This is a genomic window from Nocardioides sp., from assembly GCF_047607185.1.
Taxonomy (GTDB): domain Bacteria; phylum Actinomycetota; class Actinomycetes; order Propionibacteriales; family Nocardioidaceae; genus Nocardioides.
The window spans coordinates 1-14098 of sequence record NZ_JASGDQ010000134.1; the positions used below are offsets into that span (position 1 = coordinate 1).

Sequence of the window (14098 nt, forward strand, 5' to 3'; positions counted from 1 at the left end):
GGTGACCCCGCCGGGGTCACCGGCCGACGTGCAGCCGGGCGGTGCCGTCGGGGTCGACGACCAGCTGCGGTCGCACCACCTGCGGCAGCCGGTCCGTCGCAGCGGCCAGCACCGCCGCCGCGGTGGGGTGCACCGCGACGTCGCTGGTGTTGAGATAGGTCGGCGGCAGCATCGCCAACTCCTCGGCGTCGACGGCGGCGACAGCCGCGGCAGCGGGCAGCCAGGTCACCTGGTCGGACTCCGTCGAGACGTCGCGGGTGGTCTGGCCGGCCGGGAGCACCGCCACGAAGAACCTGGTGTCGAAGCGGCGCGGCTCCCACTCTGGGGTGATCCAGTGCGCCCAGAACCGCAGCAGGTCCGAGCGGAGCACCAGCCCGCGCCCGGCGAGCAGCTCGGTGAGCGAGAGCTCGCGGGCCTCGAGCGCCTTGCGGTCGGCCTCCCACTCCGCGCCGGTGGTGTCGGAGACCACCGAGTCCGCGGTCGGCCCGGCGAAGAGCACGCCCGACTCCTCGAAGGTCTCCCGGATCGCAGCGCAGACCAGCGCCCGGGCGACCTCCTCCTCGCAGCGCAGCGCCGCGGCCCAGGCGGCGACCGACGGCCCCGCCCAGCCGACCTCGGCGTCGAAGTCGCGGGGGTCCACCCCGCCACCGGGGAACACGCAGAAGCCGCCGGCGAAGGCCATGCCGGTGTGGCGTCGGAGCAGGTAGACCTCCGGCCCGGCGCCGCCCTCGCGCAGCAGGATCACCGAGGAGGCGTCGCGGGGCGTCACCGGCTCGCGGCCCTCGTCGAAGAAGGCCTGCACCGACGCGGCGAGCTCGGCCGGGATGGCGCGCAACGGGTCCATCGACTCACTCCCCTCCGGCCAGCGCCGGGAGCGGCACCTGTCGCACCCGGCGCAGGATCGCGTCGGCCACGGCGGCCGGCTCGTTCTCGGGCAGCCAGTGGTTGGCACCCGTCAGCTCGACGTACTCGTAGTCGCCTGTGACGTAGTCGGCGCACCGCTCGGCGCCGGTGCGACCGAGCGCCGGATCCTGGTCGCTCCACAAGTAGGTGGTCGGCACCGTCACGGCAGGCAGCCCGACGAAGGCCGGGAAGTCGATCGCGCGGTACCAGCTGAGCGCGGCGGTCAGTGCGCCCGGCTGGGTGACCACCCGGGCGTGCTCGGCGACCATCGCGGGGTCCTTGATGCCGCCGTACATGATCTCGTGGGGTCGGCCGGTCTTCCCGAGCAGCACGTGCTCGGCCTTGCCGGGCGTCCGGAAGAGATTGACGTACTCCGAGCGCTGCCGCTGGTCGTCGTCCTCGGCGATCGCCCGTGCGTAGGCGGACAGGTGTGGCACCGACAGCGCCGTCAGCGTGGCCACCCGGTCGGGGTGGTGCGCAGCGACATGCCAGGCGACGGCTGCGCCCCAGTCGTGGCCGACCAGGTGGAAGCGCGGCGCGCCCCAGGCCTCCGCCAGCGCCAGCACGTCCTCGGTGAGCCGCTCGACGGCGTAGCTCTCGACGCCCTCCGGGCGCGCGCCCGGGGAGTAGCCGCGCTGGTTGGGCACCAAGGTCGCGTAGCCGGCCTCGTGCAGGCGCGGGGTCACGTGTCGCCAGGAGGCGGCCGACTCGGGGAAGCCGTGCAGCAGCACGACCGGCTGGCCAGCGCCACCCTCCTCGCAGTCGAAGAGGAGACCGTTGGCGGGGATCTGTCGCATTCGCTCACGGTAGGGAGCCGCTGGGCGCCGGCCAGACGCCGGTTCCGGCGCCTGGAACGAGTTCCGACGCCTGGAACCGGCCGGTCTGGCGGTGCTCGGGCACGCCGACCATGGCTGCGGAGGGCCGCCGGCCCGCGAGGAGGAGCCATGAGCAGCTACGACGCCACCGCCGTCGCCGAGAGCATCGCCACCCGGCTGTGGACCAAGCACGACCGGGACGCGATCGGCGAGATCTTCGCCGACGACGTCGTCTACCGCGACGTCGCCTGGGACTACACGCTGACTGGCCACGCCGGCGTACTAGGCTACGTCGACAAGGTGCTGGGCGGCATCCCCGACTTCACCGAGACCATCGAGGACGTCCTCGACGTCCGGCCGGGCACCGTGGTCGCCCGCTGGCGCTACGCCGGGACCTTCACCTCCGACCGGATCACCAAGGCCTTCGACCTGCCCGGCACCTCGGTGATCACGGTGCGCGAGGACGGCCTGGTCAGCAGCAACGTCGACTACTACAGTGCCGACGCCTTCCTCGCCGCGCTCGACTGGGTCTACCCCACCGTCGAGTCTCTCGCCGGCCGCGAGCGCTGAGCTGACCACGCCGGCGGGCCGGCCCGCACCGACCGCCGTGGCGCCCACGCCGGGGAGCCCGTCGCAAGCGGTCGCCCTCATGCTGGGCGTCATCATCGGGCTGAGCGGGACCGGCAGCGCCGCCACGGCCGTCGCGCTCACCGAGCTGGCCGCTGACATCGGCTTCGACCCCGACCTCGGCGTCTGGGTGCTGACGGCCTACGCGCTGACCCTCGCGGTCACCACGGCGCTCTACGGCCGGGCCGTGGACCGCACGGGGGTACGCCGAGCGCTCGGTGTCGGCGTGAGCCTGCTGTGTGTCGGGGCTGTCCTCGCAGTGCTCGCGCCGAGCTTCGGCCTGCTGGTCGCGGCCCGGCTGCTGCAGGGCTGCGGCGCCGGCGCCGCACCGGTGGTCACCCTGGCCGCGCTACGCGCCATCTATCCCGGCGCAGCGCTGCCGCGCGCGCTCGCGACCTGGGCCGCCTCTGGGGTGGTCTTCACCGCCGCCGGGCCGGTGCTCGGCGGACTCGCCACGCAGCTGCTCGGCTGGCAGGCGGCGGTGCTGGTGCCGACCCTCTCAGCGCTCGCGCTGACGACCATCTGGCGAGCGCTGCCGACGGGCGGCGCCGGCGGCCGGCTCGACTACCTCGGCGCGGTCTGGGTCGTCTCCGCTGCCGCCGGCCTGGTGCTGCTCGTGCAGTCGGCCCACCTCGGTCCCGTGGTGGCCGCCCTGGGCCTGGCGCTGCTGGGCGGCGCGGTGCCGCTGATCGTCAGGCAGGTACGCCGTCGGCCGGACGGCTTCGTCCCGCGGGTCGCCATCCAGGAGCCGGTGGTGCTGCGCAACTCCATCGCCGGCAGCGTCATCCACGGCTCCTGGTACGGCCTGATCGTGGCGATCCCGACCTTCCTCGCCGCCCGCGGCTGGGATCCCATCCCGATCGGGCTCGCGATGCTCCCCGGAGCCCTGCTCGGCGCCTTCTGCGGCCGCATCGTCGCCTACGCCATCGAGCGTCTTGGCGGCACCCGGTCGATGGCCGCCTCGGCGCTGCTGTGTGGAATCGGGCTGGCGCTGGCCGCGCTCGGCTGCGCCACCGGGACCGTCGCGCTCCTGGTAGTGGCCATGTCACTGGTCTATCTCGCGATGACGCTGGGGCAGCCCGCACTCGGCGCCTCGGTCGTGGCCGTCGTCCCGGCCTCGGCGACAGGAATCGCGGTGGGTCTGTCCACGCTGCTCTTCCTCAACGGCGGTGGCATCGGCTCCGCCATCGCCGGGCTGGCCCCGACGCTGACCCAGGGCGGCGCGCTGGCGGTGCTGAGCGGGCTAGGCCTGCTCTCGGCGTCCTTCCTGGCCTGGTCGGCTGCCGTCGACGCCCGGCGCACGGTGCGCAGGGGCTGGCCGCTAACCCCGAAGCAGCGACCCACGTCAAAATGACGAACGGACCTACGTCTCCGCAGGTCCGTTGTCGCCGATGTCCTGAGACATCACACGGTGGCGGGTGAAGGATTCGAACCTTCGAAGCTTTCGCGACGGATTTACAGTCCGCTCCCATTGGCCGCTCGGGCAACCCGCCGGGCGTTGGTCCTCGTCTTGGACGGGGCACAACAGCACGGAAGAATAGCGCAGTCACCACTCACGCACGAAAACGGAGAAGTCATGGCCGACAGCTCGTTCGACATCGTCAGCAAGATCGACCGCCAGGAGGTCGACAACGCCCTCAGCCAGACGGCCCGCGAGGTGGCGACCCGGTTCGACTTCAAGGGCACCGGGGCGACGATCGAGTGGAAGGGCGAGTTCGCGATCGAGATCTCCGCCTCCGCCGACGACCGTGCCAGCGCGGTGCTCGACGTGTTCCAGGGCAAGCTGGTCAAGCGGGGCGTGTCGCTGAAGGTGCTCGACGCCTCCGAGCCGCGCCAGTCCGGCCAGCAGTCCAAGATCGCGATCACCCTCAAGGAGGGCATCTCCTCGGAGAACGCCAAGAAGGTCGCCAAGCTGATCCGCGACGAGGGACCCAAGGCGGTCAAGACCCAGATCCAGGGCGACGAGCTCCGGGTCTCCTCCAAGTCCCGCGACGACCTGCAGGCCGTGATCGCGCTGGTCAAGGCACAGGACTACGACTTCGCGGTCCAATTCACCAACTACCGCTGAGGCGGCGTACGACGACCCAGGGCCAGGACGTAACGTAAAGGCTCGGGCTACCGCTCTCGGAGTTGCCTGCCCAGATGACCCGAGCCTGAATGGGGAGTGATCGTGCGACGCAGGATCATCATGACGTCGACAGCGTTGATGCTGACGCTGCTGGTCGGAACGGCCGTACAGGTCGTCGGCCTGACCGGCCCGGAGCCGCGAGCCCGGGCCGAGGCCATCGAGGTCTCGTGTGCGCCGGACACCACCGCCGAGACCTGCCCGATCGTGCCCTGGCTCGACGGCTGGCGGCCGAAGCTCGGCCCGGTCTTCAACAACCCGCTGGGCGGCTACAAGGCGCAGACCCGGATCATCCACCGGGTCATCAAGGCGATCAACCACGCCAAGAAGAAGTCGACGATCAAGATCGCGTCGTACTCGCTCGATCGTGGTGACGTGCTCCGCGCTCTCGGGCGGGCCCACCACCGCGGCGTCCGCGTCCAGGTCGTGGTCAACCGCGCGGTGATGTCGAGCGGGACACGCGCGCTGCAGCGGATCCTCGGCGCCAACCCGAACAAGAAGAGCTTCGTGATCGCCTGCGCCGGCAAGTGCCGCAAGGCCGGCAGCGGCGGCAATATGCACGCCAAGGTCTACGCCTTCTCCCGCTCCGGTGGCGCGCAGTACCTGATGATCGCCCAGTCGGGCAACCTCACCTCCAAGGCCGTCTACCGCCAGTGGAACGACTCCTACGCCGTGGCCAACGACAAGGGCCTATGGGACACCTGGTCGCTGATGTTCGACCAGATGGCCCACCAGAAGAAGACCACCAAGACCCGGCTCACCTACACGGTGTGGAGCGGGCAGTACAGCTGGTGGTTCGAGCGCTCCCTCAACTCGCTGACCCGCCAGTTGGAGGTCACCGCCGACCTGATCTCCGCGAGGTACAAGACCGGTCTCGACCCCGTCGCGCGACGTCTGAAGCAGATCGGCTGCCAGGCAGAGGACGGCTACGGCAAGAACGGCCACACCGTGGTCCGGATCGCCGCCTACGCGATGTTCCAAGTGCGTGGTGACGCGCTCGCCCGGATCATCGCGAGGAAGAAGCGGGCCGGCTGCAATATCAAGGTCATCATGAGTGTGCCGGGCACCCACACCTACAAGATCATGACCGGGGCCGGGATCCCGGTGCGCAGCGGTGACTGGATGTACGCGGTGCGCAACCCGTTGACCGAGGACGGCCTCTACGGCTGGGGTCCGCTGTTCTACACCCACCAGAAGTTCATGACCCTGGACGGCACCTGGAAGGGCAAGAGCACCAAGACCGTCTGGACCGGCTCGGAGAACTGGAGCGCGATCTCCTTCGCCAACGAGGAGGTCGTGCTCACCATCCACGACGACCTCGACACTTACCAGAAGTACTTCAAGCACTGGAACAACCTGTGGAACGGCAAGGCCACCCACCCGATCGGCTACCACCCCACCTTCGGGCCGAGGTCGGCGCCGAAGAAGTGGTCGCACTCGGTGAAGGGCGCCGACTCCCACGCGCCGGCCCAGGTCGACGGCGGGGAGTGACTTCCGCCGGCCGGGCGATCTACGGCTTCAACCGTGTACTAGGAGATTCTGTGAGTCTCTAAGTCGCGTAAATCAGTCGAGTCATCTGAGAGACTGTCCTCGTGCGAGTCTCAGCGAAGTCCGACTACGCCCTGCGCGCGCTGATCGAGATGGCAGCGCGGGAGGACGGTCGCGCCGTCAGCGCCGAGGAGCTCGGCCGAGCCCAGGACATCCCCCACGGCTTCCTGCAGGCGATCCTGGCCGACCTGCGCAAGGCGGGCATCGTCATCTCGCAGCGCGGCCAGTCCGGCGGCTGGCGACTGGGCCGCCCGGCCGCCGACGTCTCGGTCGCCGATGTGATCCGCGCCGTCGACGGCCCGCTGGTCTCGGTCTACGGACTGCGCCCCGAGGCGGTTACCTACAACGAGAGCGCCAGCGTGCTGCAGCACGTCTGGATCGCCGCCCGCGACTCGCTGCGCGAGGTCTTCGAGTTCGTCTCCATCGAGCAGCTCGCCACCCGCGAGCTCCCGGAGACCGTCACCCGGCGTACCGCCAACGAGTCCGCCTGGCAGCCCCACTAGCGCGAGTAGGCAGTAGTGCTGGTCCCCAGCACGCCGAGTCGGCAGAAGTGCAGGCGCCGAGCCCGCACTTCTGCCGACTCGGCCTTTCTAAAACCCGCACTTCTGCCGACTCGGCGCCTCTGGAACTCACACTTCTGCCGACTCGCGCTCAGGCCTCCAGACTCAGCCAGACCGTCGAGCCGACCTCGAGGCCGAGCCGGCGGGCGTGGGTACGGGTCAGCTCGACGGTCACCTCCTCGCCGGCGACCGTCAGCACGGTGAGGCGGACCTCGAAGCCGATCCGCAGCAGCCGGGAGACGGTGCCCTCGACACCCTCCACCGGGGTCTTCGACACCACCACGTCGTGTGGCCGCACCAGCTGCCCGCCGAGCGTGGTGACCTCGCCGAGGAAGCTCATCACGAAGTCGTTGGCGGGCTCGTCGTAGAGCGCGTCGGGCGAGCCGATCTGCTCCACCCGGCCCTGGTTGATCACGACGATCTCGTCGGCGACCTCGAGCGCCTCCTCCTGGTCGTGGGTGACGAAGACGGTGGTCACGTGCACCTCGTCGTGCAGCCGCCGCAGCCAGTCACGCAACTCCTTGCGGACCTTGGCGTCCAGCGCCCCGAACGGCTCGTCGAGCAGCAGCACCGTCGGCTCGATGGCGAGTGCCCGGGCCAGCGCCATCCGCTGCCGCTGGCCGCCGGAGAGCTGCGAGGGCAGTCGGTCGGCGAACTGGGAGAGGTGCACCAGCTCCAGCAGCTCGCCCACCTTCTGCCGCACCTCGGCCTTGGAGCGACGCCGGATCTCCAGGCCGAAGGCGACATTCTTGGCGACGCTCATGTGCTTGAACGCGGCATAGTGCTGGAAGACGAAGCCGACGTTGCGCTTCTGCGGCGGCAGCTTGGTGGCGTCGACACCCTCGATCCGCACCTCGCCGGAGTCCGCGGAGTCCAGCCCCGCGATGATCCGCAGCAGCGTCGACTTGCCGCCGCCCGACGGCCCGAGCAGGGCCGTCAGCTGACCGCTGGGGATGGACACCGAGACGTCATCGAGGGCGACGAAGTCGCCGTAGGTCTTGTTGAGGTTCTTGACTTCGATGGACATGGGATCAGCGCTCGTTCTTGGGTCGGAGGAAGGCCACGACGACCAGGCAGGCGATCGAGACCAGCACCAGCAGGAAGGCGATGGCGTACGCCGTGGGCTGGGCGAAGCCCTGGTACTTGGCCTCGACGGCGAGAGTGGCGGTCTGGGTCTTGCCGGTCAGGTTGCCCGAGACGACCTTGACCGCGCCGAACTCGCCGACCGATCTCGCCAGGGTGAGTACGACGCCGTACACGACCGCCCACTTGATGCTCGGCAGGGTGATCCGCCAGAAGGTCTGCGGCCCGCTGGCGCCGAGGCTGCGCGCCGCCTGCTCCTGCTCGGTGCCGATCTCGTGAAGCACCGGCACCACCTCGCGTACGACGAGGGGCAGCGCCACGAAGCAGGTCGCCATCACCAGCGCCGGGGTGGCGAAGATGACCTGGACGCCGGCGTCCTCCAGGCCCTTGCCGAACCAGCCGTCGCGGCCGTTGTAGACCAGCAGCAGCGCCAGCCCGACGACCACCGGCGAGACCGACATCGGCAGGTCCACGAGCGCCGACAGCGCCCGCTTCCCGGGGAACTCGTAGCGCACCAGCAGCAGCGAGATCGTGACCCCGAAGACCAGGTTGATCGCGACCGCGAGCACGGCGACCTTGGCGGTGAGGACGAGCGCGTCGACGACCTGCTCGTCCCCCAGCGCGTCGGCGAGGGCGTCGAAGCCGGTGTCGAAGGTGCGCTGCACCAGCATCACGACCGGCCAGGCGACCAGGAAGAACACCCAGCCGACGGCGATGAGCCGCAGCAGCCACTTGACGGGGGTAGGCAGCTCAACCATGGCGGGCCACCCGTCGCTGCACGATGTCGAGCGCGATGATCACGACAAGGGCGACTGCCAGCATCATCGAGGCGACGGCAGCGGCCGAGGCGTTGGAGCCGTTCTCGATGAAGCTCAGCACCCGCACCGAGACGACCTCGGTCTCGAACGGCCGGTTGCCGGAAAGCAACACCAGCGAGCCGTACTCCGAGATGGCGCGGGCGAAGGAGAGCGCCGCGCCGGCAGCGATCGCCGGGACCAGCGACGGCAGCACGATCCGGCGCAGGATCGTCAGCCGGGAGGCGCCCAGTGAGGCGGCCGCCTCCTCGACGTCGACGTCGAGCTCCTCCAGCACCGGCTGCACGGTACGGACCACGAACGGCAGCGTCACGAAGGCGAACGCCAGGAAGACCGCGTTCGGCGTGAGCGCCCAGTGCACTCCGATAGGGCTGTTGGGTCCGTAGAGCGAGAGCAGCACCAGGCCGGCCACGATGGTCGGCAGCGCGAACGGCACGTCGATGATCACGCCGAGCAGCGAGCGCCCCCAGAACCGGTCGCGCACCAGCACCCAGGCGATGATCGTGCCGACGATGATATTGGCGACGGTGACGAGCGCGGCCTGGCTGACGGTCAGCGTCACCGCCGCCCAGGTCTGGTCGTCGCGTACGACGGCCCAGTAGTTGGACCAGCCGCCGGCGGCTGCTCGTGCCACGATCGCCGCCAGCGGCAGCAGCACCAGCAGGCTGAACCAGAGCATCGCGATGCCCAGACCCAGGCCGGCGCCCGGGGTGAGGGTGTTCCGGGGCGCCCTGAGCCGGCGCCGCCGGGAGGGCGCCGGCTCAGGAGTGTCGACCCCGACGTCATCCCCGGTCGGGACGGGGGTGGTCGTCATCAGGCCGCGTAGCGGGTGATCGGGGCGGGAGTCACGGCCTTCACTGATCCGTGCCCTTGCCCAACTGCTGCTGGATGGCGGTGATCAGGCCGAGCGGGTTGCCCTCGGTGCCGTCGCCGAAGTACTTGTCGGCGGCCTCGCTCCAGCCACCGAAGTCTCCGTCGATGGTGAAGAGCTTGGTCGGCGTCGGGAACGGGTCACTCGGGTCGTTGGCGCCCTCGACCTCACCGACGTCGACGCCGTCGATGACCGGACGGAAGCCGGACTGGGCGTAGTCGGCCTGACCCTCGGCGCTGGTCTGGAAGGCGAGGAAGTCCTTCGCTGCCTGCGGCGCGTCGACCGTCACGGCGCCGGGGTTCTCGATGAGCAGGGTGTCCTCGGGGACGACGTAGTCGACGTCGGCACCGCTCTGCTTGGCCAGGATGGCCTCGTTCTCGTAGGAGAGCAGCACGTCACCGGAGCCGTCGGTGAAGGCGGTGGTCGCCTCGCGGCCGGAGCCGGGCAGCGCGATGGTGTTGGTCAGCAGCTTGGTCAGGAAGTCGGTGGCGTCGGCCTCGGAACCGCCGTTGCCGATGACGTGCGCCCAGGCGGCCAGGATGTTCCACCGCGCCGAGCCGGAAGAGCCCGGGTTGGGGGTGATGATCTCGACACCCGAGTTGACGAGGTCGTCCCAGGTCTCGATGCCCTTCGGGTTGCCCTTGCGGACCATGAAGACGACGACCGAGGAGGTCAGCACGCCGTTGGTTCCGTTGTCCTTCCAGTCCTCGGCGACGATGCCGTCCTTGACCAGCCGGGTCACGTCGGTCTCCAGCGAGTAGTGCACGAGATCGGCCTTGTTGCCAGACTCGACGCCGCGGGACTGGTCGCCCGAGGCGCCGTACGACGTCGCGAACGTCACGCCCTTGCCGGCGTCGGTCTTGTTGAAGTCTTCGAAGAGGAGCTCGTTGGCCTGCTCCAGGATGGAGAAGCCGTTGACGTTGACGGTGGTGGAGGAGTCCGAGCCGGCGGCGTCGTCACCGTCCGACGAGCCGCAGGCGGTCAGCGCCAGTGCCCCTGCGAGGAGAAGAGAGGCGGCCTTCACGATCTTCATGTCTTGCACCCTTTGTCCGATGTGCCTGCCGACGGATGTTCGGCAATGTCGAGCAGATTACTAAACATAGGCCTATCAATGGACGCAGTCCAAATCGTGGACACCCTCGGCGTGTCCACGATCGCGGAGGGCCGTCAGACGACCGCGGCGGCAGCGGCGGCGAGCTGAGTGCGGCGATGCCGCAGCGCCTCGACCGTGAAGACGGCGAGGGCGAGCCAGACCAGGGCGAAGCCGACCCAGCGGCCGGTCGGCATCTCCTCGTGGAAGTAGACGACGCCGAGCGCGAACTGCAGGATCGGCGCGAGGTACTGCAGCAGTCCGAGCACGGTCAGCGGCACCCGGGTGGCGGCGGCGCCGAAGCAGATCAGCGGCACGGCGGTGATGAGGCCGGCCGAGACGAACAGCGCGGTGTGCCCCAGGCCCTCGGTGGCGAAGTGGCCCCGGCCGGTGCCGGTGAGCCAGCCGACATAGACGAGGGCGAACGGGGCGATCACCGCCGACTCGAGGGCGAGGCTCTCCACCGCGCCCGCGTCGGCCTGCTTCTTGAGCAGGCCGTAGCTGCCGAAGGAGAAGGCCAGCACCAGCGCGAGCCAGGGCAGCCGGCCGTAGTCGAGTGCCAGCACCAGCACCGCCAGCGTGCCGGTCGCCAGCGCCGCCCACTGCAGCGGCCGCAACCGCTCGCGCAGCACCAGCACGCCGAGCAGCACCGTGACGAGCGGGTTGATGAAGTAGCCCAGGCTCGCCTCCACGACGTAGCCGTGGTTGACACCCCATATGTACGTCGCCCAGTTGACGCTGACCACCACGGCGGCGATCGCCAGCAGCGCGAAGGTGCGCGGCGTGGTGACCAGCCGTCGGAGCTCGCCCAGCCGCCGGGTGGCCACCACGAGCACCGCCATGAAGACCAGCGTCCAGATCAGCCGGTGCGCCAGGATCTCGAAGGCGCCGGCCGGCTTCAGCAGCGGCCAGAAGAGCGGGAACCCTCCCCACAGCACGTAGGCGAGGACGCCGAGGATCACACCCCGGCGCTGGTCACTCATCCCCGGAGACTATCGAGGGTCGGCTTGTGACCAGAAAGTGGCGCCAAAGGTCACTCTCTGGTCACAAGCCGCGCCGGATCAGGCGGAGCGGGTGGCCACGATGTCGGCGAACGCCTCCAGCGCGTCGCGGACGGCGCCCTCGGGGAGGGCGGCGAGCAGCGCCTTGGCACGCCGGGCCTCGTCGAGGACATAGCGTCGGGCCTCGTCCATCGCCGGGTGGGCGCGCAGCAGGGCGAGGGTCTCGGCGACGCCGGCGTCGTCCTGGGAGAGGTCCGAGTCGAGCAGCTCCAGCAGCCGGGCGTCCTCCGCTCGGGCGGCGCGCCGGGCGAAGAGCACCGGCAGGGTGGGGACGCCCTCGCGGAGGTCGGTGCCGGGGGTCTTGCCGGAGACGTCGGACTCCGAGGCGATGTCGAGGATGTCGTCGGAGATCTGGAACGCCGCGCCGATGATCTCGCCGTAGGACGTCAGCGCCTCCTCCACTTCTGGAGAGGCCCCGCCGAAGATCGCGCCGTAGCGGGCGGAGGTGGCGATGAGGATGCCGGTCTTGCCGGCGATCACGTCGAGGTGGTGCTCGACCGGGTCCTCGCCGGGCTGCGGCGCGCGGGTCTCCATGATCTGGCCCTCGACCAGCCGGGCGAAGGTCTGCGACTGGATGTGCACCGCCCGGGGGCCCAGTTCGGCGGTCAGCTCCGAGGACCGGGCGAAGAGGAAGTCGCCGGTGAGGATGGCGACCAGGTTGTCCCAGCGGGCGTTGGCCGAGTCGGCGCCGCGGCGCAGCAGCGCCTCGTCCATGACGTCGTCGTGGTAGAGCGAGGCCAGGTGGGTCAGCTCGACGACGCAGGCGGCGGTGAGGACGTCGTCGGAGTCGGCCCGGTCACCGCACTCGGCGGCGAGCAGCACCAGCAGCGGCCGGAACCGCTTGCCGCCGGCGGCCAGCAGGTGGGACGCCGCCTCGGTGATGAACGGCGCCCGTGACTGCACATGGCCGGCCAACGCCTTCTCGATCAGCGCCAGGCGACTCTTGAGCCGCTGCTCCAGGTCGGGGTCGGTGACCGGAAGCGCCAGGCTCTGCCCGTTCTCGGGGGAGGTGCTCACCTGATGAATGATCCCGCATCCGCCACCAGATCGAGAACAGGGCCCGGTACGACGCCCAGCACGAGCGTGGCGATCGCGCTCACCGCGACCACGCCGGAGGTGAGCGGCGAGGGCCTCGTGACAGCGGCCGCAGCCTGGTCACCGGGCTCGGTGAAGAACATCAGCAGGATGAACCGGACGTAGAAGAAGACCGCGACGATCGAGGACGCCACCGCCACCGCGACCACCGGCCAGGCACCGGCCGAGAGCGCGACCGAGAAGACCGCCCACTTGCCGATGAAGCCGCCGGTCAGCGGGATGCCCGCCATGGACAGCAGGAAGAACGCGAAGGTGCCGGCGACCAGCGGCGACCGCTTGCCCAGTCCGACCCAGGCGGAGAACCGGCCGGCCTCGCCACCGGCGTCGCGGACGGTGGTGACCAGCGCGAAGGAGCCGACGATCGCGACGCCGTAGCCGATGAGGTAGAACAGCACCGCCGTCAGGCTGCTGATCTCGCCCTTGCCGAGGTCGTCGGCCGCCTGGACGCCGAGCAGGCCGGTGAGCAGGAAGCCGGTGTGCGCGATCGAGGAGTAGGCCAGCATCCGCTTGACGTCGGTCTGCACGACCGCCACGACGGCGCCGACCACCATGGTCAGGATCGCGACGACCCACAGCATCGGCTGCCAGCTGAGTCGGTCCGCGCCGAGGGCGACGTAGAAGAGCCGCAGGAAGGCGCCGAAGGCGGCGATCTTGGTGCCGGCCGCCATGAAGCCGGTAACGGCGGTAGGGGCGCCCTGGTAGACGTCCGGGGTCCAGGAGTGGAACGGCACCGCGCCGACCTTGAACAGCAGCCCGACGCTCATCAGGCCGATGCCGATCAGCAGCAGGTTGTGGTTGTCGGCGTCGCCCTGCACCGCGGCGGCGATGCCAGCGAACTCCATGGTGCCGGCGTACCCGTAGACCAGCGCCAGGCCGTAGAGGAAGAAGCCGGAGGAGAAGGCGCCGAGCAGGAAGTACTTCAGGGCGGCCTCCTGCGAGAGCAGCCGGCGCCGGCGGGCCAGGCCGCACAGCAGGTAGAGCGGCAGCGAGAGCACCTCGAGGGCCACGAACAGCATGAGCAGGTCGTTGGCGGCCGGGAAGAGCATCATCCCGCCGACCGCGAAGAGCAGCAGCGGGTAGACCTCGGTGTGCTCCAGGCCGCGGGTTGACGCCTCCCGCTCGGCGGTGGTGCCCGGCAGCGCGGCGGCCTGGCCGGCGAAGACGGTGACGCCGCCCTCGAGCCGGCGCTCGGCGAAGAGCAGCACTCCCCCGACCGCGCAGACCAGCACCAGCCCCCACAGCAGGACGCTGGGGCCGTCGATCGCGAAGGCGCCCTCGGCGGCGATCAGCCCGCGCGCACCGGAGAGCTTGTCGAGGCCGAGCCCGACGCCGATGGTGCCGCCGAGGGCGACCAGCAGGCCGACCACGGTGATGCCGAGCTGCGAGAGGTAGCGGGCGGGACGGGGCACGAACGCCTCGACCAGGACGCCGAGCAGGGCGGCGCCGAAGACGACCAGGACCGGCCAGAGGTCGGCGTACTCGATGGTGGGCTTGGTGAAGTCCAT

At 70.2% G+C, this 14098-nt stretch carries 14 protein-coding genes and 1 tRNA gene; 5 read left to right on the plus strand and 10 right to left on the minus strand.

Annotation, left to right across the window (positions count from 1 at the left end):
* Nucleotides 1-16: 16 nt before the first annotated feature.
* Together QM595_RS15635 and QM595_RS15640 are read right to left on the minus strand one after the other, a co-directional pair.
* The gene (locus QM595_RS15635; protein ID WP_415172502.1) at nt 17-844 is read right to left on the minus strand and encodes an NUDIX hydrolase; all 828 of its coding nucleotides are present in this window, start codon (nt 842-844) and stop codon (nt 17-19) included.
* A gap of 4 nt (nt 845-848) precedes the next feature.
* On the minus strand, nt 849-1700 hold the full coding sequence (locus QM595_RS15640; RefSeq protein WP_415172503.1) for an alpha/beta fold hydrolase: 852 nt from the start codon (nt 1698-1700) through the stop codon (nt 849-851).
* Nucleotides 1701-1847: 147 nt separating this feature from the next.
* Here QM595_RS15640 and QM595_RS15645 point away from each other — a divergent pair, with 147 nt between their 5' ends.
* On the plus strand, nt 1848-2288 hold the full coding sequence (locus tag QM595_RS15645; protein ID WP_415172504.1) for an ester cyclase: 441 nt from the start codon (nt 1848-1850) through the stop codon (nt 2286-2288).
* A 79-nt stretch (nt 2289-2367) separates the two neighbouring features.
* Nucleotides 2368-3699, plus strand: coding sequence for an MFS transporter (locus QM595_RS15650; protein ID WP_415172505.1), 1332 nt, complete (start codon nt 2368-2370; stop codon nt 3697-3699).
* Between the two features lie 58 nt (nt 3700-3757).
* Here QM595_RS15650 and QM595_RS15655 read toward each other — a convergent pair.
* A tRNA-Tyr gene (locus QM595_RS15655) sits at nt 3758-3838 on the minus strand.
* An 83-nt stretch (nt 3839-3921) separates the two neighbouring features.
* On the opposite strand from QM595_RS15655, the gene QM595_RS15660 reads away from it, so the two are divergent.
* From QM595_RS15660 to QM595_RS15670, 3 genes are all read left to right on the plus strand, one after another.
* Nucleotides 3922-4413, plus strand: coding sequence for a YajQ family cyclic di-GMP-binding protein (locus QM595_RS15660; RefSeq protein WP_415172506.1), 492 nt, complete (start codon nt 3922-3924; stop codon nt 4411-4413).
* A gap of 120 nt (nt 4414-4533) precedes the next feature.
* Nucleotides 4534-5961: a phospholipase D-like domain-containing protein gene (locus QM595_RS15665; protein ID WP_415172507.1), complete on the plus strand. Its 1428-nt coding sequence runs from the start codon at nt 4534-4536 to the stop codon at nt 5959-5961.
* A gap of 101 nt (nt 5962-6062) precedes the next feature.
* A complete protein-coding gene (locus QM595_RS15670) occupies nt 6063-6521 on the plus strand; it encodes an RrF2 family transcriptional regulator (RefSeq protein WP_415172508.1) in 459 nt (152 codons plus the stop codon).
* Between the two features lie 148 nt (nt 6522-6669).
* On the opposite strand, the gene QM595_RS15675 is transcribed toward QM595_RS15670, so the two are convergent.
* The 7 genes from QM595_RS15675 to nuoN form a co-directional block, all read right to left on the minus strand.
* The gene (locus QM595_RS15675; RefSeq protein ID WP_415172509.1) at nt 6670-7605 is read right to left on the minus strand and encodes a sulfate/molybdate ABC transporter ATP-binding protein; all 936 of its coding nucleotides are present in this window, start codon (nt 7603-7605) and stop codon (nt 6670-6672) included.
* A 4-nt stretch (nt 7606-7609) separates the two neighbouring features.
* On the minus strand, nt 7610-8419 hold the full coding sequence (locus QM595_RS15680; RefSeq protein WP_415172510.1) for a sulfate ABC transporter permease: 810 nt from the start codon (nt 8417-8419) through the stop codon (nt 7610-7612).
* Nucleotides 8412-9290: a sulfate ABC transporter permease subunit CysT gene (gene cysT, locus QM595_RS15685; protein WP_415172511.1), complete on the minus strand. Its 879-nt coding sequence runs from the start codon at nt 9288-9290 to the stop codon at nt 8412-8414. Before cysT ends, QM595_RS15680 begins: the two co-directional genes overlap by 8 nt.
* Before the next feature lie 40 nt (nt 9291-9330).
* The gene (locus tag QM595_RS15690) at nt 9331-10380 is read right to left on the minus strand and encodes a sulfate ABC transporter substrate-binding protein (RefSeq protein WP_415172512.1); all 1050 of its coding nucleotides are present in this window, start codon (nt 10378-10380) and stop codon (nt 9331-9333) included.
* A gap of 134 nt (nt 10381-10514) precedes the next feature.
* On the minus strand, nt 10515-11420 hold the full coding sequence (gene rarD / locus QM595_RS15695) for an EamA family transporter RarD (RefSeq protein WP_415172513.1): 906 nt from the start codon (nt 11418-11420) through the stop codon (nt 10515-10517).
* A gap of 78 nt (nt 11421-11498) precedes the next feature.
* Complete coding sequence (locus QM595_RS15700; RefSeq protein ID WP_415172514.1) at nt 11499-12515, minus strand: polyprenyl synthetase family protein; 1017 nt, start codon at nt 12513-12515, stop codon at nt 11499-11501.
* Nucleotides 12512-14098, minus strand: coding sequence for an NADH-quinone oxidoreductase subunit NuoN (nuoN, locus tag QM595_RS15705; RefSeq protein WP_415172515.1), 1587 nt, complete (start codon nt 14096-14098; stop codon nt 12512-12514). The genes QM595_RS15700 and nuoN overlap by 4 nt, the downstream gene beginning before the upstream one ends.

Coding starts and splice junctions, on each gene's coding strand:
- QM595_RS15675 (WP_415172509.1), bottom strand. CDS start 7,605: ATGTCCATCGAAGTCAAGAACCTCAACAAGACCTACGGCGACTTCGTC.
- QM595_RS15650 (WP_415172505.1), top strand. CDS start 2,368: ATGCTGGGCGTCATCATCGGGCTGAGCGGGACCGGCAGCGCCGCCACG.
- QM595_RS15665 (WP_415172507.1), top strand. CDS start 4,534: ATGACGTCGACAGCGTTGATGCTGACGCTGCTGGTCGGAACGGCCGTA.
- QM595_RS15640 (WP_415172503.1), bottom strand. CDS start 1,700: ATGCGACAGATCCCCGCCAACGGTCTCCTCTTCGACTGCGAGGAGGGT.
- rarD (WP_415172513.1), bottom strand. CDS start 11,420: ATGAGTGACCAGCGCCGGGGTGTGATCCTCGGCGTCCTCGCCTACGTG.
- QM595_RS15635 (WP_415172502.1), bottom strand. CDS start 844: ATGGACCCGTTGCGCGCCATCCCGGCCGAGCTCGCCGCGTCGGTGCAG.
- QM595_RS15690 (WP_415172512.1), bottom strand. CDS start 10,380: ATGAAGATCGTGAAGGCCGCCTCTCTTCTCCTCGCAGGGGCACTGGCG.
- QM595_RS15645 (WP_415172504.1), top strand. CDS start 1,848: ATGAGCAGCTACGACGCCACCGCCGTCGCCGAGAGCATCGCCACCCGG.
- QM595_RS15660 (WP_415172506.1), top strand. CDS start 3,922: ATGGCCGACAGCTCGTTCGACATCGTCAGCAAGATCGACCGCCAGGAG.
- cysT (WP_415172511.1), bottom strand. CDS start 9,290: ATGACGACCACCCCCGTCCCGACCGGGGATGACGTCGGGGTCGACACT.
- QM595_RS15680 (WP_415172510.1), bottom strand. CDS start 8,419: ATGGTTGAGCTGCCTACCCCCGTCAAGTGGCTGCTGCGGCTCATCGCC.
- nuoN (WP_415172515.1), bottom strand. CDS start 14,098: ATGGACTTCACCAAGCCCACCATCGAGTACGCCGACCTCTGGCCGGTC.